This is a genomic window from Knoellia koreensis, from assembly GCF_013041615.1.
Classification (GTDB): domain Bacteria; phylum Actinomycetota; class Actinomycetes; order Actinomycetales; family Dermatophilaceae; genus Pedococcus; species Pedococcus koreensis.
Genome location: NZ_JABEPQ010000001.1, coordinates 1,262,102 through 1,280,437, shown reverse-complemented (window position 1 = coordinate 1,280,437; position 18,336 = coordinate 1,262,102). Strand labels below are relative to the sequence as shown.

At 69.8% G+C, this 18,336-nt stretch carries 18 protein-coding genes and 1 pseudogene; 18 read left to right on the top strand and 1 reads right to left on the bottom strand.

The window, feature by feature from the left end:
- Positions 1-134: 134 nt before the first annotated feature.
- The 12 genes and pseudogenes from HJG52_RS20650 to HJG52_RS06195 form a co-directional block, all read left to right on the top strand.
- Positions 135-611, top strand: a pseudogene (locus HJG52_RS20650) (ferritin family protein); the annotation flags it as partial.
- A complete protein-coding gene (locus HJG52_RS20355; RefSeq protein ID WP_346767596.1) occupies positions 598-1,176 on the top strand; it encodes a ferritin family protein in 579 nt (192 codons plus the stop codon). The pseudogene HJG52_RS20650 and the gene HJG52_RS20355, both read left to right, overlap by 14 nt.
- Entirely contained in the window at positions 1,173-1,463 is a 291-nt protein-coding gene (locus tag HJG52_RS06240; protein ID WP_171242608.1) for an MmoB/DmpM family protein, read from the top strand. The genes HJG52_RS20355 and HJG52_RS06240 overlap by 4 nt, the downstream gene beginning before the upstream one ends.
- Before the next feature lie 52 nt (positions 1,464-1,515).
- Positions 1,516-3,006 carry a YHS domain-containing protein gene (locus HJG52_RS06235; protein WP_171242607.1) on the top strand — a complete coding sequence of 497 codons (1,491 nt, stop codon included), beginning with the start codon at positions 1,516-1,518 and terminating at the stop codon, positions 3,004-3,006.
- Between the two features lie 2 nt (positions 3,007-3,008).
- Entirely contained in the window at positions 3,009-3,332 is a 324-nt protein-coding gene (locus tag HJG52_RS06230) for a phenol hydroxylase subunit P4 (protein WP_171242606.1), read from the top strand.
- Position 3,333: 1 nt separating this feature from the next.
- Entirely contained in the window at positions 3,334-3,708 is a 375-nt protein-coding gene (locus HJG52_RS06225; protein WP_171242605.1) for a 2Fe-2S iron-sulfur cluster-binding protein, read from the top strand.
- Between the two features lie 26 nt (positions 3,709-3,734).
- A complete protein-coding gene (locus HJG52_RS06220) occupies positions 3,735-4,610 on the top strand; it encodes a catechol 2,3-dioxygenase (RefSeq protein ID WP_346767595.1) in 876 nt (291 codons plus the stop codon).
- Positions 4,611-4,624: 14 nt separating this feature from the next.
- The gene (locus HJG52_RS06215; RefSeq protein WP_171242603.1) at positions 4,625-5,686 is read left to right on the top strand and encodes a 2Fe-2S iron-sulfur cluster-binding protein; all 1,062 of its coding nucleotides are present in this window, start codon (positions 4,625-4,627) and stop codon (positions 5,684-5,686) included.
- An 84-nt stretch (positions 5,687-5,770) separates the two neighbouring features.
- The gene (locus HJG52_RS06210; protein ID WP_171242602.1) at positions 5,771-6,562 is read left to right on the top strand and encodes an IclR family transcriptional regulator; all 792 of its coding nucleotides are present in this window, start codon (positions 5,771-5,773) and stop codon (positions 6,560-6,562) included.
- 231 nt (positions 6,563-6,793) lie between these two features.
- Positions 6,794-9,478, top strand: a complete 2,685-nt coding sequence (locus HJG52_RS06205; protein WP_171242601.1) for a WD40/YVTN/BNR-like repeat-containing protein — start codon at positions 6,794-6,796, stop codon at positions 9,476-9,478.
- A gap of 75 nt (positions 9,479-9,553) precedes the next feature.
- Positions 9,554-10,777 (top strand): signal recognition particle-docking protein FtsY, encoded by a 1,224-nt coding sequence (gene ftsY / locus HJG52_RS06200; RefSeq protein WP_171242600.1) that lies wholly within the window; start codon positions 9,554-9,556, stop codon positions 10,775-10,777.
- A gap of 2 nt (positions 10,778-10,779) precedes the next feature.
- Positions 10,780-11,793 (top strand): WD40 repeat domain-containing protein, encoded by a 1,014-nt coding sequence (locus HJG52_RS06195; protein WP_171242599.1) that lies wholly within the window; start codon positions 10,780-10,782, stop codon positions 11,791-11,793.
- On the opposite strand, the gene HJG52_RS06190 is transcribed toward HJG52_RS06195, so the two are convergent.
- Entirely contained in the window at positions 11,762-13,207 is a 1,446-nt protein-coding gene (locus HJG52_RS06190; protein ID WP_171242598.1) for a lipase maturation factor family protein, read from the bottom strand. The genes HJG52_RS06195 and HJG52_RS06190 overlap by 32 nt on opposite strands.
- A gap of 55 nt (positions 13,208-13,262) precedes the next feature.
- Here HJG52_RS06190 and HJG52_RS06185 point away from each other — a divergent pair, with 55 nt between their 5' ends.
- The 6 genes from HJG52_RS06185 to HJG52_RS06160 all read left to right on the top strand — a co-directional run bounded on the left by HJG52_RS06185 (position 13,263) and on the right by HJG52_RS06160 (position 18,304).
- The gene (locus HJG52_RS06185) at positions 13,263-13,760 is read left to right on the top strand and encodes a hypothetical protein (RefSeq protein WP_171242597.1); all 498 of its coding nucleotides are present in this window, start codon (positions 13,263-13,265) and stop codon (positions 13,758-13,760) included.
- Entirely contained in the window at positions 13,757-14,629 is an 873-nt protein-coding gene (locus HJG52_RS06180; protein WP_171242596.1) for an MFS transporter permease, read from the top strand. Before HJG52_RS06185 ends, HJG52_RS06180 begins: the two co-directional genes overlap by 4 nt.
- A complete protein-coding gene (locus tag HJG52_RS06175; protein WP_171242595.1) occupies positions 14,626-15,600 on the top strand; it encodes a hypothetical protein in 975 nt (324 codons plus the stop codon). Before HJG52_RS06180 ends, HJG52_RS06175 begins: the two co-directional genes overlap by 4 nt.
- Before the next feature lie 225 nt (positions 15,601-15,825).
- On the top strand, positions 15,826-16,464 hold the full coding sequence (locus HJG52_RS06170) for a maleylpyruvate isomerase N-terminal domain-containing protein (RefSeq protein WP_171242594.1): 639 nt from the start codon (positions 15,826-15,828) through the stop codon (positions 16,462-16,464).
- An 83-nt stretch (positions 16,465-16,547) separates the two neighbouring features.
- A complete protein-coding gene (locus HJG52_RS06165) occupies positions 16,548-17,969 on the top strand; it encodes an ammonium transporter (RefSeq protein WP_171242593.1) in 1,422 nt (473 codons plus the stop codon).
- Positions 17,966-18,304 carry a P-II family nitrogen regulator gene (locus HJG52_RS06160; protein ID WP_171242592.1) on the top strand — a complete coding sequence of 113 codons (339 nt, stop codon included), beginning with the start codon at positions 17,966-17,968 and terminating at the stop codon, positions 18,302-18,304. Before HJG52_RS06165 ends, HJG52_RS06160 begins: the two co-directional genes overlap by 4 nt.
- The last annotated feature ends 32 nt before the right edge of the window (positions 18,305-18,336 follow it).

The following is an 18,336-nucleotide window of genomic DNA, read 5'->3' as shown; positions in this document are numbered from 1 at the left end:
CACGCCATCACTGTGTGCGCCCCACTGTGCGCCGACGCCCGGGGCCGGCGAAATCTCCGTTCCGCCCTCGGGAACACCGTTCCGCGATCGCGTGAGACGGCGCCCACAGTGGTGCTCGACCGAAGGAGGATCTCGTGCAATACGAATTGCGTCAGAACACGATTACCCCGCGACGCCAGACCTTTCAGGCGCTCATCGAGCGCTTCGGCGACGTGCCGGCCACCCGGTACCAGGAAGGAACGGTCGCGATCCAGCCGACCGAGAACTTCCACTACCGGCCGCAGTGGGATGCGACCCGCCAGATCTACGACCCCGCCTTCACGGCGCTGCGGCTGAGCGACCCCGAGGGCTTCGTCGACCCGCGCCAGTACTACTACGCGCCCTACGTGACCGCCCGGGCCAACCTGCACGAGGCCTTCGGCAAGGCGCTCGACTACATCGACCAGCGCCAGATGTTCGGTCGCCTGCCCGAGCCGTGGTCGACGGTGCTGCGCGAGATCGTCGTGCCGTTGCGGCACGCGGAGTCCGGTGCGCAGCTCATCACCGTGAACGGCGCGAGGTTCGCCTGGGGCACTCCGATCGCCCAGTGCCTGTCGTATGCCGCCTACGACCGGATCGGGTCTGGCGCAGATGCTCAGCCGGGTCGGGATCTCAGTCGCAGACGGCACCGACGAGGCGCTCACGGCCGCGAAGTCGTTCTGGGTGGACGACCCACGGCTGCAGCCGCTGCGCCGGCTGGTCGAGGAGCTGATGGCCGACGGGGACTGGGCGGTCGGAGTCATGGGGCAAGACCTGGTCGACCAGATCCTCTACCCCGTCCTCTACCGACGACTCGATGACGCCGCGATCATCGGCGGGGCCGCGCCGTACAGCCTGGTCACCCAGCACCTGATCGCCTGGTACGCCGACCAACGCAAGTGGCTCGACGCGCTCTACCAGGCGTGGGCGACCGACCCGGAGCACGGTGCGGCCAACGTGACGGTCCTGGGCCGCTGGCTCGACGAGTGGCTGCCCCGGGCACAGTCCGCGACCGCGCCCCTGCTGGAGTCGATCGACCAGCTGCTCGGCGGGGACGCCGGCGCCCAGGAGGCCGGTGCAGCCGAGGTCGCTGACATCCGGGAGCGCTTCACGGCGCTCGGCCTCCCGGGCACCCAGACCGAGGAGGTCTCGTCATGAGCGACACCCGAGTTCGCAACGTCGGTGTCGACCTGCAGGACGCGAACGAGGAGAACCTGCGGCTGGTGCAGGCCATCGTGGCAGACAACGACGGCGCCCAGGTGACGCGCATGCCCGGCCTGGTCCGGGTGCAGGTCCCGTCGTGCATGACCATCCGCCGAGAGACCGTCGAGACCCACCTGGGACGCGAGTGGGAGACACCCGAGTTCCAGCTGGCCATCGTCTCCTACTTCGGTCACATCTCCACGTGGGAAGACGACGAGATCGTCATCAAGTGGGACCACTGACTCATCGTTGCCATTCGCAGAAAGGACTCAGGCCGTGGCCAGAAAGCTCAGCATGAAACAGCGCTATGCGGCGCTGACGCGTGACCTCGACTGGACGCCGAGCTACGTGGACGAGGAGAAGCTGTTCCCGTACACCCGGTTCGAGGGAATCAAGGTGAACGACTGGGCCGCCTGGGAGGACCCCTTCCGGCTCACCGTCGACTCCTACTACAAGTACCAGGCGGAGAAGGACAAGCGGCTGTATGCCGTGATCGACAGCTTTGCGCAGGGGCAGGGGCACCTGAGCCTGTCGGATGCGTCATACATCAACGCGATGAAGCTGTTCATCCAGGGCGTCACTCCGATCGAGTATGCCGCGAACCGACACTTCTCGTTCCTCGCTCGGCACTACAACGGTCCGGGGCCGCGGTTTGCCGCGCTCTGCCAGTCGGTCGACGAGCTGCGCCACACCCAGACCGAGGCGCACACGCTGTCGGCATACAACAAGTACTACGGCGGGTTCCACAGCTGGCCCAAGCAGTTCGACCGGGTCTGGTACCTCTCGGTGCCCAAGTCGTTCATCGAGGACGCCATGGCGTCGGGCCCGTTCGAGTACCTGATCGCCGTCAGCTTCTCGTTCGAGTACCTCCTCACGAACCTGCTGTTCGTGCCGTTCATGAGCGGAGCCAGCTTCAACGGCGACGTGCCCACGATGACGTTCGGCTTCTCGGCGCAAAGCGATGAGAGCCGCCACATGACGCTCGGTCTGGAGGCGATCAAGTTCCTGCTCGAACAGGACGAGGCGAACGTGCCGATCATCCAGAAGTGGATCGACAAGTGGTTCTGGCGCGGGTACCGGCTCGTCTCGTTGATCGCGGCGATGCTCGACTACATGCTGCCCAAGAAGGTCATGAGCTGGAAGGAGTCCTTCGAGCTCTACTTCGAGGAGCAGATGCTGGAGGGCCTGTTCAAGGACCTGGAGTTCTACGGGATCCGTCCGCCGGCTGACGTGGCCGTGGCCATCGCGGAGAAGGAGCACTACTCCCACCAGGCCTACTGGACGCTCTACCAGTACAGCTACGCCGCCGGGTTCACCACGACCATCCCCGACGCCGAGCACCTGGACTGGCTGTCCGCGCAGTACCCGGACACGTTCGACAAGTACTACCGCCCGCTGTGGGAGAAGGCCGCGAAGATCGAGGCCGACGGCGGTCGCTTCTTCAACACTGGTCTGCCGCAGCTGTGCCAGGTCTGCCAGCTGCCCATGCTGTTCACCGAGGTCGACGACCCCGAGGTCGTGGCGGTCCGCGACACGGTGTTCGAGGGCGAGCGCTACCACTTCTGCTCCGACGGCTGTGCGCGCATCTTCGCCGACGAACCCGAGAAGTACGTCCAGGCGTGGCTGCCCGTCCACCAGATCCTCCAGGGCTCCTGCGGCGGCCCGACGCTGCCGGAGGTGCTCGCCTGGTACGGCTTCCAGGACGGGGACTCGGGGGAGTACGTCGGCTCGGCCGACCAGATCGACTGGCAACAGTGGCATTCCGACGAACCGGTGAGGAGCTGACCATGCCCGTGACTGCGCTCTACCCCGAGTACAAGTACCCCTCACGGAGCCGCCAGGAGCTGTACGGCGACGACATCCTCGTGCACGTCGGCCTTCGCGGGAACCGCCTGTTCGCGGCACCGTCCACCCACCGTGTTCCACCGGCGATGACCTTCGCCGCGTTCCTGACCGACATCGTCACGCCGTGGGTCTCCAGTGACCCGGAGCTGGACCCGCAAGGGTTGCGCGGCTGGACCCTGGACGGCTCGGCCATCACACCCGAGGACACCGCGACCCTCGCGGACCTCGGCGTCGGCCACAAGAGCCTGCTGACCTTCGAGGCCTGACATGGCCGCCATCCGCGTGCTCCCCGACGACGTCACCGTCGACTCCCGACCCGGTGAGACAGTGCTCGACGCCCTCTCCCGGTCGGGCTTCGGATACCGGACCGGCTGCACGCGTGGCGGCTGCGGCATCTGCAAGGTCGACCTTCGCCAGGGGTCCGTTTCGTACACGGCGGCCACGGTCAGCGACCAAGTGCTCCCACCCGACGAGCGGGCGGCCGGCACCTGCCTCAGCTGCCGGGCCGTACCCGACGGCGACCTCACCATCGAGCTTCGCAACGAGCGGCTTCGCCGGCTCAACCCCTACCTGACTGCGCGGTTCGAATCCACCACCAAGAAACAAGTCCTGCGGAACGAAAGGAAAAGACCATGGGAGTGATGCGACTGGGTTACGTGCACACACGCGTGACTGATCTGGACGATGCACGGAGGCACTACGGCGACACCCTCGGGATGAAGGCCGTCCACACCGAAGCGGACCGTGTCTACTTCAAGGCATGGGACGAGTTCGACCATCACTCCGTGGTGGTCGAGGAGGGCGGCGTCGGCCTGGTGAAGATGGGCTACAAGGTCGCCACGTCCGACGACCTCGACCTGTTCGAGCGACGGGCACAACAGTTCGGGTGCCTGACCGAGCGGATGAGCAGGGGTGACAACGTCGGCATCGGCGACGGGGTGCGGATCGTGCTTCCGTCGGAGCACGTGCTCGAGCTCTACAACGAGGCGGAGTACCTCGGCAGCGAGGTGGGCCTGGTCAACCCGGCACCCTTCCCGCGCCACCTCGTGGGAGTCGGTGTGCCGCGGATCGACCACTGCCTGGTGACCGCCGAGGACCCGGACACCCTCGAGCGGTTCTTCAGCGAGGTGCTGGACTTCCGGGCCGCGGAACGCGTCGTGGAGGACCTCGACGGTGGCGGCCTGCTCGGCTCCTGGATGTCGTGCACCACCACTCCGCACGACATCGCTTTCATCAAGGGTCCGAACGGCAAGCTGCACCACTTCGCGTACGAGCTGAGTGACTGGTACGCGATCAAGAACGCCGGCGCGATCTTCACCATGGACGACGTCCCGGTGGACGTGGGGCCGACCCAGCACGGGATCACCCGTGGGGAGACCGTCTACTTCTTCGACCCGGCCGGCAACCGGAACGAGGTCTTCTCCGGCGGCTACGCCGTCTTCCCGGACACCCCGACCAAGACGTGGACCGTGGACCAGCTCGGCACCGGCATCTTCTACATCGGCCGTGAGCTGAGCGAACGCTTCACGTCCGTCCTCACCTGAGAGGGGTGACTGTCGTGGCAGGCACCTACCGAGTCACGGTCGAACCACTGGGAAAGGAGGTCGAGTGCGCCGAGGACCAGCCGATCCTGGAGGCGTGCCTCCGGGCCGGCGTCTGGCTACCCCACTCGTGCACGCACGGGACCTGCGGCACCTGCAAGGCGGAGGTGCTGGACGGCGACGTCGACCACGGTGCCGCATCCTCGTTCGCCCTGCTGGACTTCGAGCGTGACGAGGGCAAGGCACTGCTGTGCTGCGCCATGCCGCGTTCCGACGTGACGATCGAGGGCGACGTGGACGCGGAAGAGGGAGTGGTCTTCCACCCCGTCCGGGACTTCGTCGGCACGGTGACGGTGCTCGAGGACGTGGCAGTCGACACCCGCAGGCTGGTGCTGGAGCTGGACCAGGAGATCGACTTCAACCCCGGTCAGTACGTCCAGGTCACCGTTCCGGGCAAGGACGTGGTCCGCACCTACTCGATTGCCAGCCCCCCGTCGCAGCGCAACAGCATCGAGCTGCACATCCGCCGGACGCCCGGCGGGCTCGCCTCCGACGGTTGGATCTTCGCGACCCTCGCCGAGGGGGACCGGGTGAACCTGGCTGGTCCGTACGGGAACTTCTTCCTGCGCGAGGAACGTGAGGAGCCCGCGGTACTCATCGCGGGAGGGACGGGCCTCGCGCCGATGAAGTCCATGATTCGCCATGTGCTGGAAGGGGACTGCGATCGGACGATCACGCTCTACCAGGGGGCGAGGACCGTGGACCACCTCTACGACCAGGAGTTCTTCACGGCACTCGCGGAGAGGCACCCGGACCGGTTCGTGTACCGACCGTGCCTGTCCGAGGAGGACCGCGAGGGCTACCTCGCGGGCACGGTCCTGGACGTCCTGGACCGCGACAAGCCGACCCTGAGCGGTCACGTCGGCTACCTGTGTGGACCGCCCGCGATGGTCGAGGCCGCGATGCGGGTCCTGATGGGTAAACGACTCTTCCCTCGGGACATCTACCGCGAGGACTTCTTGGACGAAGCCGCCAAGGCCGCGGGAACCGGGGTGCGGAGCCCGCTTCTCAAGCGGTGATGGGAACTGAGGCGGCGAGTCCGCCAAACCCGTACCATCGTGACGAGCGCCTCGCGCGTGGCGGTGGCCAGTCCAGGAGGGCGCATGTCTGATCCTCAGCTCACGGCGGGTGGCGTCGCCGACCGGGGCGCACCTCATGGTGGGCTCCAGTCACTGGCGACGTCGCTGGACCTGCTCGACTGCTTCGCCGACGCAGAGAGCCTCGGCGTCTCCCAGGTCGCGCGCCAGTTGGGTGTGTCCAAGAGCAGCGCACACCGAATGCTCACCACCATGGGCGATCGCGGGTTCGTCGAACGGGACGAGGAGACCGGCCGGTACCGCCTGGGGATGCGGCTCTACGAGCTCGGGCAAGCGGCAGCCGCCCGCTCCAAGGTCCGTCGACTGGCCATGCCGCTGCTCGAGGACCTGCGTCGTCGCACCGGGCAAACGGTGCATCTCGCGGTGCCCGACGGTGGCGAGGTCGTCTACCTCGCACGGTTGTCGAGCGGCGCGGCCGCACACCAGCTGGGGCAGGTCGGCTTGCGTTTTCCCGCGCACACCACAGGATCCGGCAAGGTGATCGCAGCCTTCGACCCGGCTGTGGCTGCCGCGTGCCGTGTCCAGGGATTCCGCTCGTTCACCCCGTCGTCGATCCGCAGCAGTGTCGACTTCGACCGCGCGCTCGTCGACATTCGACGCCGCGGATACGCGGTGAACGACCAGGAGACCGTCCACGGGATGACCACAGTCGCCGCGGCGGTGAGCGACCACACGGGTGTGCCCCGCGCCGCCCTGTCCCTCGTGGGGGAGTCCAGGTTGGTGTCCGGCCACATCGCCGACGAGGCACGGCTGGTCACCGCGGCCGCGAACAAGCTGGCGCGGGTGCTCGGCCTCTGAACCGCAGCACTCCTCCGCCAGCCGAACGCAGGCGCGCAGCCAGCAGGCACGACGACACCTGACGCACACGCCGGCCTACGTCACGGCATACCCGGCTTGTCGCGTCTGTGCAGGTCAACCCGCATTTTCTGCCACGACCCGTGACTTTTGTCATGGGTCGTTTCCGTGCCCGCGCGGCAAGGTTGGCGCGGACCCGCACGGGTCCGTCGTCCCCCCTTCAGGAGTCAAACCATGGCCCGCACCTCCCTGCGCGCCCGACGGCTGATAGCCGCCGGCGCCGGTGTGGCCCTCGTCGCCGCCGGTACCGCCGGCTTCGCCGGGCGCCACGAGCTCAACGAAGCCTGGCTGAAGTACCAGTGGCGCGACCGCCACTACAACGCCTCCGTCATGGAGAAGCAGCTGATGATCGCCGGCGGCAACCCCGCCGAAGCGCAGAACGAGTCCAAGGAAGCGGCCACGCTCGCCGAGGAGTTCGCCCAGGCGCGCACCGCCCCCGGCATCGTCGCGCCGGGCGCGTACGGCAACGCCTTCACCCAGCTCTCGTCGATGCCGCGCAGCGCCGGCACCTGGCGTGAGGTCACCAAGGTGCCCTACAACGCCGACGACCCGCGCTACCGCGACTGGTACTCCAACAGCTCCGGTGGCGCCGGTCGCGTGACCGGTCGCGTCACCGGCCTGGCGGCCGACAACGCCAACCATGTGTATGCCGCGGGCGCCGACGGTGGCGTGTGGCGCTCCTCCCAGGGTGGTGGCCAGTGGACCCCGATCGCCGACCAGCTCCCCTCGCTGTCTGCGGGTGACCTCCAGCTCGCGGGCGACGGGTCGCTGTGGTTCTCCACCGGTGAGGCCAACACCGGCGGCACGTCCTACGTCGGCGCCGGCGTCTACCGCCTCGCGAACCCGGCGACGGGCAGCTTCGCCCCGACCGACCGCGTCGGCGGCAAGGAGCTCGAGTCGACGACGATCGGCCGCGTCCGCTACGGCGGCTCCAACGTCTTCGTCGCCACCAACCGCGGCATCTGGTACCACGCGCAGGGCACCAAGGCCGGCGCCTGGACCTTCGCGTTCGCGCCGAACATGTCGTGGATGCCGGAGATCAAGGACGACGCGGGCCGCGTGCTCGTGCCGGCCGGGGCGAACTGGACCGGCAACACGTCGTCGGGGCCGACCAACGCGGCATACAAGAACATCGTCAACGACATCGCCGTCGACCCCAAGAACCCCAAGCACGTGGTCGCCGCCATCGGGTGGCGCTCGGGTGACACCTACAACGGGTTCTACGAGACGAACGACTACACCCAGGGCCCGAGCAGCTGGCACAAGCTGAACGTCGTCCTCGGCAGCATCACCAACACGACCGACGTCGGCTACACGACGTTCGCGTTCAGCAAGACCGGTGACCGGCTCTACGCCATGGTGCAGCAGCCCAGCAAGATCAACGCGTCGTCGTCGCTGGCGGGCATCTTTGTCTCCAAGACCGGCTCGCCGCTCGGCCCGTGGAACCAGATCGCCAGCCAGCAGCAGCTGCACAACAGCGGCTCGGCGCTGGACAAGAAGGGCTACGGCGTCGGCGTGCAGGCCTGGTACAACCAGTTCCTCCAGGTCGACCCGGCCAACCGTGACCACGTCTGGGCGGGTCTTGAGGAGGTCTTCGAGACCAAGGACGCCGGTTCGCACTGGGCGGCCGTCTCGCCGTACTGGAACTTCAACTTCCCGTGCTGGAGCATCAGCGACGCCTCCAACAGCTGCCCGCTGGCCGGACACCCCGACCAGCACTCGGTCGCGGTCGGCACCGCCGGCGGCGCACCGGTGGTGTTCTTCGGCAACGACGGTGGCGTCTACCGGCGCCCGGTCAACGGCAAGGAGAACGCCAACCACAACGCCACCGACCTGCAGTCGATGAGCGCCGACGGCACCCTCGACGCGCTGCAGTACTACTCGAGCTCGGTCGGCAAGGACCCGAGTGGGACCGGTGTGGTCGTCTCCGGTGGCCTGCAGGACAACGGTGCGTCCAACCTGCGCAAGGTCAACCCGGACGCCACCAACGGCGACACCGAGATGGGTTCGCACTTCGGCGGTGACGGCGGCGACAGCGCGGCCGACCCGCGCAACGGCTGCAACCAGCTGCAGGAGTACGTCTACCTCGCGGTCAAGGTGACCAACAACTGCGCCACCAACCCGGGTGCCACGAGCGAGGCCACGGCCACGTCGTGGTCGCTCGACCCGGGCGACCCCGGCGCACGGTTCATCGCCCCGCTCGGGCTCGACGGCGCCAACCCGGACGCCGCGATCTTCGGTGGCCAGTACGTGTGGACGGCCGACAACGTGTGGCAGGCCCGCGACAGCTCGGCGCTGAAGAAGGCGTTCGACCTCGGTGCCGGCCACTCGGCGACGGCGGTCACGATGCAGGGCGGCACGGCATACGTCTCGTGGTGTGGCCCCTGCAACAACGCCGGCTTCAAGCGTGGCATCGCCACCAACGCGGGAGGCACGTGGCACCAGCTGACGCTGGCTGACTCGTTCCCGAACCGGTTCGTGCAGGGTCTCACCGTGGACCCGGCCAACGGCAACCACGCGTATGCCGCGATCAACGGCTTCTCACGCCGGTTCACCGAGGGTCCCGGGGCGGGCGTCGGCCACGTCTACGAGACCCGCGACGGCGGGGCCACCTGGACCGACGTCAGCGCCAACCTGCCCGACGTCCCGGCGAGCAGCATCAAGCAGCTCGCGGGCGGCGGCCTGGCACTCGGCACCGACCTGGCCACCTTCTACCGGGCGCCCGGTGCGACCCAGTGGCAGGTGCTCGGGACCGGTCTGCCGACGACCGTGGTGATGGACCTCGAGGTCGCCCCTGACGGCAACCTCTACGCCGCCACCCACGGCCGAGGCATGTGGAGCATCGCCGCACCGCAGTGACCCTCGCTTCGGTGACGCACTGATCGCTGCGCCCGCACTCCCCACCGGGGGTGCGGGCGCAGCCGCGATGAGAGGATGGCGCGCGTGATCAACGAGCTCTGGGAATGGATTGCCGTCGCCGTCGGCCTGCTCGTCGTCCTGGGCGGGGCCGTCGTCGGCCTCATGCGCGGACGGGGTGGGCGCACCAAGGAGGCGCCCCCGCAGGCGCCGGGACGGGACGGCGATGTCCTGCCCGGTGTCGGCGACGACGCGGAGCCTCCCCGTGATGCTCCCAAGCGCCCCATCGAGGACGCCGGCTCCGTCGACACCCTCCCCGCGCCCGGCTACGAGACGCCCGCACCCCCTGAGCCCGAGACGCCGACGATCGAGCGCCCGGCCGAGGCCAAGGGTCGCCTCCAGCGGCTGCGTGCCCGGCTCGCCCGCTCCAACTCCAGCCTCGGCCAGGGACTGCTCGCCCTGCTCTCGCGCGGACACCTCGACGAGGAGGCGTGGGAGGAGGTCGAGGACACCCTCATCGCCAGCGACCTCGGCGTGGAGGCCACGACCGAGCTCGTCGACAGCCTGCGCCAGCAGGTCAAGGTCGACGGCACCACCGACGAGGCCACGGTCCGCGGCTGGCTGCGCGAGGACCTGCTCAAGCTGGTCGACCCGACCATGGACCGCTCGATCGCCGACTCCCGGGTCGACGGCCGCCCGGCCGTGGTGATGGTCGTCGGCGTCAACGGCACCGGCAAGACCACCACCGTCGGCAAGCTGGCGCGCGTGCTCGTCGCCGAGGACAAGGACGTCGTGCTGGGCGCGGCCGACACGTTCCGCGCGGCCGCCGCCGACCAGCTCGAGACGTGGGGCGCGCGGGTCGGTGTGCCGACCATCCGGTCGGACCGGGACGGCGCCGACCCGGCCGCCGTGGCGTTCGACGCCGTCAAGGCGGGCACCGAGCTCGAGGCCGACGTCGTGCTCGTCGACACCGCCGGCCGCCTGCACAACAAGGTCGGGCTCATGGACGAGCTCGGCAAGGTCAAGCGCGTCATCGAGAAGCAGAGCCCGATCGACGAGGTGCTGCTCGTCCTCGACGCGACCACCGGCCAGAACGGCCTGCGCCAGGCCGAGGTCTTCGCCGAGGTCGTCGACGTCACCGGCATCGTCCTCACCAAGCTCGACGGCACGGCCAAGGGCGGCATCGTCGTCTCGGTGCAGCGCAAGCTCGGCGTGCCGGTCAAGCTCGTCGGTCTCGGTGAGGGACCGGACGACCTGGCCCCCTTCGACCCCGAGGCGTTCGTCGACGCGATCGTCGGCTGAGCGTGCGTGGCTGGCTGGGCGCGGCGGCTGCGGCTGCCGTCGTGGCCGGCTCGGTCGTCGTCGGTATGCCGCGTGCCTCCCTCGCGGCCACCTCACCTGCCTGCGCGGTGCCGTCGGACTTCCGCATCCTCGACGACCGGGTGACCGAGTCGTCCGGGCTCGCGGTGAGCAGGCGGCATCCGGGCGTGGTCTGGACGGCCAACGACTCGGGTGACTCGGGGCGGATCTTCGCCGTGGACACGCGGACGGGCCGGACGGTCGGGGTGCACCGGTTCGGCGCGCCGGTCCGCGACGTCGAGGCGCTGGCGATCACCCCGTCCGGGCGGGTGCTCGTGGGCGACATCGGCGACAACGGGCGGTCTCGCGCAGTGGTGCGGATCTTCTGGTTCGACGAGCCGGACCTCGGTGACACACAAGGGGACTGGGCCTCCTGGGAACTCACCTACCCGGACGGGCCACACGACGCCGAGGCGCTCGCGGTCGACCCACGGACAGGGCGCATCGTCGTCGTCACCAAGGACTCCGTCGGCGGGGTGTACGAGGTGCCGGCCGAGGTCTCGCGCACCGGCGTCAACCGGCTCCGCAAGGTGGGTGCCGCGCCGGCGGTGGTGACGGACGCGGCATACCTGCCTGATGGTTCGGGGCTGGTGACGCGGACCTACACCTCGGCCCTGCTGCTCGACCCGAAGACCTTTGCGGTCAAGGCATCTCGCCTGCTGCCCCTGATGCCGCAGGGGGAGACGCTGGTGGCCTGGCCCTGTGGTGACCGGCTGCTCGTCGGCACCGAAGGCGCCCGGTCGGACGTGCGCGTGGTGCCGGTGCCGGAGGTCACGACCCCGAGCACCCCGAGCACCACCGCCGGGCCCGTGAGCAGCGGGGTCCCCAGCTCGGCGTCAGACAGTGCGGCCGGGTCGGGCGATGACAGCCGCGCCTGGTGGTTGGTCGGTGGCGTGGCCGGAGCCGTCCTGGCGGGCGTGGTGTGGTTCAGCGCCAGTCGGGGACGTCGGCGAGGGTGACGGCTGGCACGAGGTCGCGGATGCGCTCGCGGTGCCACCAGTCGCCGGTGGCACGGTGCTCGTCGCGGGTCGTGAACCGGTAGCGGTAGAGGACCGCCCGCACCTCGGTCGGCGGTCCGTCGGGAAATGGGTTGTCCCGCAACAGCTTCAGCGTGGCGGGGTCACCGACGAGCAGCTGGCGCAGCAGCCGCGTGAGCCACGGCTCGCCATAGCTGGGCGAGATCGCGACGAACCACATCAGCCAGTCGAGCCGCAGGTGGTAGGGCGCGAACTGGCCCGGTCGACCTCGCACCGAACCGGGCTTGCCCTTGAACTCGTACTCCAGCCAGGGACCGTCACCAGCGCGTCCCTCGATGACCACCTCGCGCCGGTCGCGCGTCACCGAGCCGAAGGCGCCGTAGGTGTTGACGAGGTGCAGCGGGTCGAACGACCGGTTCATCACCTGGTGGCTCGACACCAGGTTGCGGACCGGCCCGATGCTCAACGCGGCCACCAGCGCCACCACCACCCAGCACAGCACCACCCACCACAGGGGGCCGGCGCCGCCCGCGGACGCCGCGGCATACCCATCGCCCGTCCCGATCCGCAGCCACGCCCAGAACCCGTCGGGGATCGCCGAGACGCCCAGGACGATCGCCATCCAGTTGAGCCACGAGAAGTTGCCCGACAGCACGAGCCACAGCTGCGTCACGACCATCACCACCGCGCACGCGCCGGCGACCGGCTGCGGCAGGAACAACCCGAACGGCAGCACCAGCTGGGTCACGTGGTTGGCCGCGACCTCGACCCGGTGCAGGGGGCGGGGCAGCCGGTGGAACCACCACGACAGCGGACCGGGCATCGGCTGGGTCTCGTGGTGGAAGTAGAGGCAGGTCAGGTCGCGCCAGCACGGGTCGCCACGCCACTTGATCAGCCCGGCGCCGAACTCGAGCCGGAACAGCACCCACCGCAGCGCGAGCAGCAGCGGCCACGGAGGAGCGGTGTCGGCGTTGCCGAGGAAGATCGCGAGGAAGCCGACCTCCAGCAGCAGCGACTCCCAGCCGAAGCCGTACCAGCGTTGCCCCACGTTGACGATCGAGAGGTATGCCGCCCACATCAGTGCCCAGACGAGCATCGTCAGCGCGAGTGGCAGCCGTGCGGTGACGCCGACGAGGGTGAGCGCTGCCAGGGTGGCGCCCGACCACGCGACGGCGGCGAACAGCCGGTCGGAGTAGCGCCAGTGGAACAGGCTCGGCGAGCGTTTGAACGGTACCCGTGCGACGAAGGACGGCACCGGCGTCAGCCCACGCGAGCCGATCAGGGCGCGGAACTGGTTCGCCGCCACGAGGAACGCGACGAGGTAGACCGCGGCCAGCCCGCGCTGCACGAGCAGCCTCCCGATGTTGTAGCCGTCCGCGGCGAACCACGCGCCCATGCACCCATCGTGCCGCGCACGAACCGCGCTCGCGCGCACACGGCATACTGTCCGCGTGGCCGTGGGGGTGCGCGACGACGCGACCGAGGAGGCGACCGACGAGGTCGCGGGACTCGGGGCGCCCGCGAAGGCGTGGCGGACCGGCGTCGTGGTGGTGCTCGCGGTGATGTTCTGCCTGGGCTCCCTCGTCGGCAACGACCACTGGTGGCCCTTCAGTCCGTGGCGCATGTACTCGACGTCGCAGGCGGCGACCGGGTCGGTCTGGTCGACCGGCATCGAGGTCCAGACAGCCGACGCCCCGGGCGAATGGGTCCCGGCACCGCTCACGCCCCCCAACGTGGGCCTCAACCGCGCGGAGGTCGAGGGCCGCATCCCGCAGATCGAGGCTGATCCCGCGCGCCTTGGCACCCTCGCCGCCAGCCATGCCAAGCTGCGTCCCGACGCCCCAGAGTGGACCGCCCTGCGGGTGGTGCGGCGACTCATCGTGGTCGTCGACCGCAAGCCCACGGGCGAGCTGCGCACCGAGGTGCTCGCCGAGTGGAGGGCGCCGTGAGCCGCCTGCGCGACTGGCTGTTCACGCCGATGCCGCTCGCCCGGGTGGCGTGGTTGCGCATCCTCGTCTTCGCCTTCGTCGTCATCGACGTCCTCGGGCTGCACACCTCCGGCTGGTACCACGGCTGGGCCGACCCGGTCTGGTACGAGCCGCTGGTCATGGGCAAGGTGCTCCACCTGCCGGCGGCGTCCGTGCTGCTCGTCCAGGTGCTCAAGTGGGGCACCGTCGCGGCGGCGCTCGCAGCCCTCACCGGACGTGCGCCGCGGCTGCTCGGCTGGGCGGTCGCGATCGGCTGGACCTGGTACCAGTACGTCGCGTTCGCCTACGGCAAGGTCGACCACGACCGCGCCGACTTCGTCGTCGCCATGGCCCTGCTGCCCACGGTCGGCCTCGCGCACCTGTCGGACCGAAGGCGTTCGGAGGCAGCGGGATTCGCGTTGCGGGCGGTGCAGCTGGCAGCCATCGCCACGTACTTCCTCTCGGCCTGGGCGAAGGTCCGCTTCGGCGGCTGGGACTGGGTCAACTCGGCGACGATGGTGCGCGCCGTCGTGCGCCGCGGGACGCCGTGGGCGCAGTGGCTGCTCGAGGTGCCGTGGACGCTGCACTGGTTCCAGTGGGTGCTGTTCACCGCCGAGCTGACCGCGCCGGTCATCTTCTTCCTCTCGGAGAAGTGGCGGCGCCGCGTCGTGGGCGCATGGTTCGTCTTCCACGCCATGACCTACGCGGCCATCACCATCGCGTTCTGGCCGCACCTCGTGATGATGCTCGCCTTCCTCCCGCTGGAGGAGTATGCCGCGTGGCTGCGGGCGCGGTTCGCGCGCTGGCGTTCGCGCGGGGCGGCACCGGTGGCTGAGGAGGCACGTACATGACCGACCCACAGCTGTCGGAAACGACTGGGCTGCAAGAGGTCCCGGGTGCGGACCAGCTGCCCGCCGCCGTCCTGGAGGAGGCGCGACGCGAGCTGCCTGGCGACGTCACGGCATACCACGACGCCTTGCTGGCGGCCGCGGACGCGCACGACCCGATCCGCATGGACCACCTCGTCCACGGCTGGTCCATGGCGCGCGATGTGCTCGAGGCGGACACCGACGAGGAGCACCGTGCGTGGGCGGTCCTCGACCGCCGGCTCGGGCAGGTGCTCTTCGGTGAGGGGCTGCCCGCGGCGGCCGACGTCCTGGTCGACGCGATCGCGCATGCTGCCGCATCGGGCAGCACCGTCGAGGAGCTGCGCTGTCGGCTGGCCTTCGTGCCGGTCGAGGTGGCGGTGGGTGACGCGACCGCCCTGGACTCCGGTGCGGGGTACGTCGAGCAGCTGCTCGCGCTGGAGGAGTACGGCCACGCGGCCGGTGGGCTGATGGGGCTGGCGCACGTCGTGCCCGACGGTGAGGCCGCGTCGATGCTGCTGCGTGCGTCGCACCTCTACGAGCGGGCCGGGGACGGGGGCTGGGCCGCGGAGGCTGCGGTGATCGCCGCGCGGGCCATGACGACGACGGGTGACGCGCGGCTCGGCGACACGCTCACCCGGGCGCACGCGCTCGTGGAGGCGCACCCGACGGTCGAGCTGCGGATCTCGTTGGCCGAGATCCAGGCGCTGCTCGCGTGGCAGGGCGGCGACCCGGCGTCGGCGGCAGCCATCCTGCGCGCCGCGATCGACGCGGCCGCGCGCACGGGGCGACCGGTGCCGCCGGGGCTGCAGGTGATGCTGTGCGACCTGCTCGTCGAGACCGGCGACCTCGACCAGCTGCGCGAGCCCGCCTCCGCGCTCGTCGAGGTCGGGAAGCTGCTCGACGACGACGAGCTCACCTCGATGGGGGAGCGCTACCTCGCGCTGGTGCCGTGACCGCGTGAGGATGGTGGCCATGTCGCTGACCTCGCACCGCACGGCATTCCTCGAGTCCGTCCGCATCAGCCGGCAGCTCGCGGCGTCCGACGCGGTGCGGGCAGCCTGGGACACCGAGAGCTCCTGCGCGGGGATGACGGTCGGCGGGCTGGCGCACCACCTGCTGGGCCAGGCGGTCAACACCGCCGCGGGCTGTCGGCGGCTCCGGAGGCCAACCCGATCGCGTTGCTCGACCACTACCGGCAGGCGCCCTGGGTCGCGGCGTCGCGGTCGGGCAGCGCCGACCCGGAACAGCTGGACAAGGACAACACGGCCGCCGCTGCCGGCCCCGACGCCGTGCTGGAGGAGGCGACCGAGCGCACCCGCGCCCTCGAGCAGCTGCTGGCCGCGCAGCGGGACCCCGACACGGTCTTCATCCCGTGGCAGGGCTGGTCGCTGACGACCGACGACTGGCTGACCACTCGCATGATGGAGATGCTCGTGCACGCCGACGACCTCGCGAGCAGCGTCGGGCTGCGGACGCCGGAGTTCCCCGAGGCCGCGGTGGTGCCGGTGGTGGGGCTGCTTGCCTCGGTGGCCGCGGACCGGCACGGCGCTACGGCGGTGGTGCGGGCCCTGAGCCGCCCGCAGCGGGCCCGGCTGTCGTGTCGGCGTTCTGAGCGGCTGGAGGCCCAGGGGACCGAGCTGCCGTCTGCGCGTTCTGAGCGGCCGGGAGCCCGGGAAGACAAAGGGGTTGGCGAGAATGCGAACCTGGGTTGGCAATATCGACAACCCAGGTTCGCATCTCGGCACACCACACCGGTCCTGTGCTCGTTCCAGGTGGGCGCGGGCCCTGGCGGCCTGGCCGAGCACGGCGAAACCTAGTTCTTACGCGGGGACGCCACCGCTAACACGGACGTAACAAACACCCACACGACCCGAAACGGAGCCCAGCCACAGTTCTGGGCATGACTCCAGCACTGCTGCCAGCGGCAGACACCCCGACGATCAACGAGGCGGCCACGGCGTTCATGCTCGTCGCCGCCTCGATGGTCCTGCTCATGACCCCCGGGCTGGCGCTGTTCTACGGCGGCATGACCCGGGCCAAGTCCGTCCTCAACATGATCATGATGTCCTTCGGCGCCCTCGGCGTCGTCGGAGTCATCTACATCCTGTGGGGCTACTCGATGTCGTTCGGCAACCTCCAGGACGGCGGCTCCGACCTCGCCGGCATCATCGCCAACCCGTTCCACCTGTTCGGGCTGAGCGGGATCTTCGAGGACGGCGCGACCAGGCTGATCGACCCCTTCGGCGTGAAGGTGTTCATCCCCGAGTCGATCTACGTCGGCTTCCAGCTGACCTTCGCCGTCATCACCGTGGCGCTCATCAGCGGCGCCGTCGCCGACCGCGTGAAGTTCTCGACCTGGCTGGTCTTCGCGGGGATCTGGGCGACCGTCGTCTACTTCCCGATCGCCCACATGGTGTGGGGCGGCGGGCTCCTGTCCGGGTCGGAGAACGGGTTGTCCGCCAAGCTCTTCGGCGCCACCGACGGTGTCGCCAACGTCCTCCCGATCGACTTCGCCGGTGGCACGGTCGTCCACATCAACGCCGGTATCGCCGGTCTCGTCCTGGCCCTCGTGGTCGGCAAGCGGCTCGGCTTCGGCACCACGGCCATGCGACCGCAGAACGTGCCGATCGTGATGCTCGGCGCGGGCCTGCTGTGGTTCGGCTGGTTCGGGTTCAACGCCGGCTCCGAGCTGGCCGCCGACGGCCTCGCCTCGACCGTGTGGCTCAACACCACCGCCGCGACCTGTGCCGCCATGCTCGGCTGGCTGCTCGTGGAGAAGATCCGCGACGGGCACGCCACCTCGATCGGTGCCGCCTCCGGTGTCGTCGCCGGACTCGTCGCGATCACCCCGGCCTGTGGGGCGCTGTCGCCGGTCGGCTCGCTCATCCTCGGCGCCGTCGCCGGCGGCCTGGCCGCCCTCGCCGTCGGCCTGAAGTACCGCCTCGGCTACGACGACAGCCTCGACGTCGTCGGCGTGCACCTCGTCGCCGGTCTCTGGGGCACGGTCGGCGCCGGTCTGCTGTCCACCTCAACCGGCCTCTTCTACGGCGGCGGCCCACGACAGCTCGTCGTGCAGGTCGTCATCGCGGTCGCCTCGCTGCTCGTCAGCGGCATACTCACCCTCGTGATCGGCCTGGCACTCAAGGCCACCATGGGCTGGAGGGTCAGTGAGGACGTCGAGTCCGACGGCATCGACCAGTCCGAGCACGGTGAGTCGGCCTACGAGCTCAGCGGGTTCGCCGGCGGCCGGTTCGGCACCGGCTCGGCCGTCTCGACGCACTCCGCCCGACCTGCCAAGACCACCGAAGGAGCCTCGGCATGAAGCTCGTCACCGCCATCATCAAGCCGCACCAGCTCGACGAGGTCAAGGAGGCCCTGGAGTCCTATGGCATCTCCGGCATGACCGTCAGCGAGGCCTCCGGCTACGGCCGCCAGCGCGGGCACAGCGAGGTCTACCGCGGCGCCGAGTACCAGGTCGACTTCGTGCCGAAGGTGCGGCTCGAGGTCCTCGTCGACGACATGGACGCCGGCTCGGTCGCGGACGTCATCCTCAAGGCCGCCCAGACCGGCCGGATCGGCGACGGGAAGATCTGGACCGTCCCGGTCGACGACGTCATCCGCGTCCGCACCGGCGAGCACGGCACGGACGCGCTCTAGCCGGCCACGCGGCATACCTCCCGGTCCCTGCT

What these genes read in the sequence shown, in the direction of transcription:
- HJG52_RS06230 (WP_171242606.1), top strand. Translation starts at nt 3,009, where the DNA reads ATGCCCGTGACTGCGCTCTACCCCGAGTACAAGTACCCCTCACGGAGC.
- HJG52_RS06160 (WP_171242592.1), top strand. Translation starts at nt 17,966, where the DNA reads ATGAAGCTCGTCACCGCCATCATCAAGCCGCACCAGCTCGACGAGGTC.
- HJG52_RS06205 (WP_171242601.1), top strand. Translation starts at nt 6,794, where the DNA reads ATGGCCCGCACCTCCCTGCGCGCCCGACGGCTGATAGCCGCCGGCGCC.
- HJG52_RS06210 (WP_171242602.1), top strand. Translation starts at nt 5,771, where the DNA reads ATGTCTGATCCTCAGCTCACGGCGGGTGGCGTCGCCGACCGGGGCGCA.
- HJG52_RS06165 (WP_171242593.1), top strand. Translation starts at nt 16,548, where the DNA reads ATGACTCCAGCACTGCTGCCAGCGGCAGACACCCCGACGATCAACGAG.
- HJG52_RS06235 (WP_171242607.1), top strand. Translation starts at nt 1,516, where the DNA reads ATGAAACAGCGCTATGCGGCGCTGACGCGTGACCTCGACTGGACGCCG.
- ftsY (WP_171242600.1), top strand. Translation starts at nt 9,554, where the DNA reads ATGGCGCGCGTGATCAACGAGCTCTGGGAATGGATTGCCGTCGCCGTC.
- HJG52_RS06175 (WP_171242595.1), top strand. Translation starts at nt 14,626, where the DNA reads ATGACCGACCCACAGCTGTCGGAAACGACTGGGCTGCAAGAGGTCCCG.
- HJG52_RS06225 (WP_171242605.1), top strand. Translation starts at nt 3,334, where the DNA reads ATGGCCGCCATCCGCGTGCTCCCCGACGACGTCACCGTCGACTCCCGA.
- HJG52_RS20355 (WP_346767596.1), top strand. Translation starts at nt 598, where the DNA reads ATGCCGCCTACGACCGGATCGGGTCTGGCGCAGATGCTCAGCCGGGTC.
- HJG52_RS06190 (WP_171242598.1), bottom strand. Translation starts at nt 13,207, where the DNA reads ATGGGCGCGTGGTTCGCCGCGGACGGCTACAACATCGGGAGGCTGCTC.
- HJG52_RS06240 (WP_171242608.1), top strand. Translation starts at nt 1,173, where the DNA reads ATGAGCGACACCCGAGTTCGCAACGTCGGTGTCGACCTGCAGGACGCG.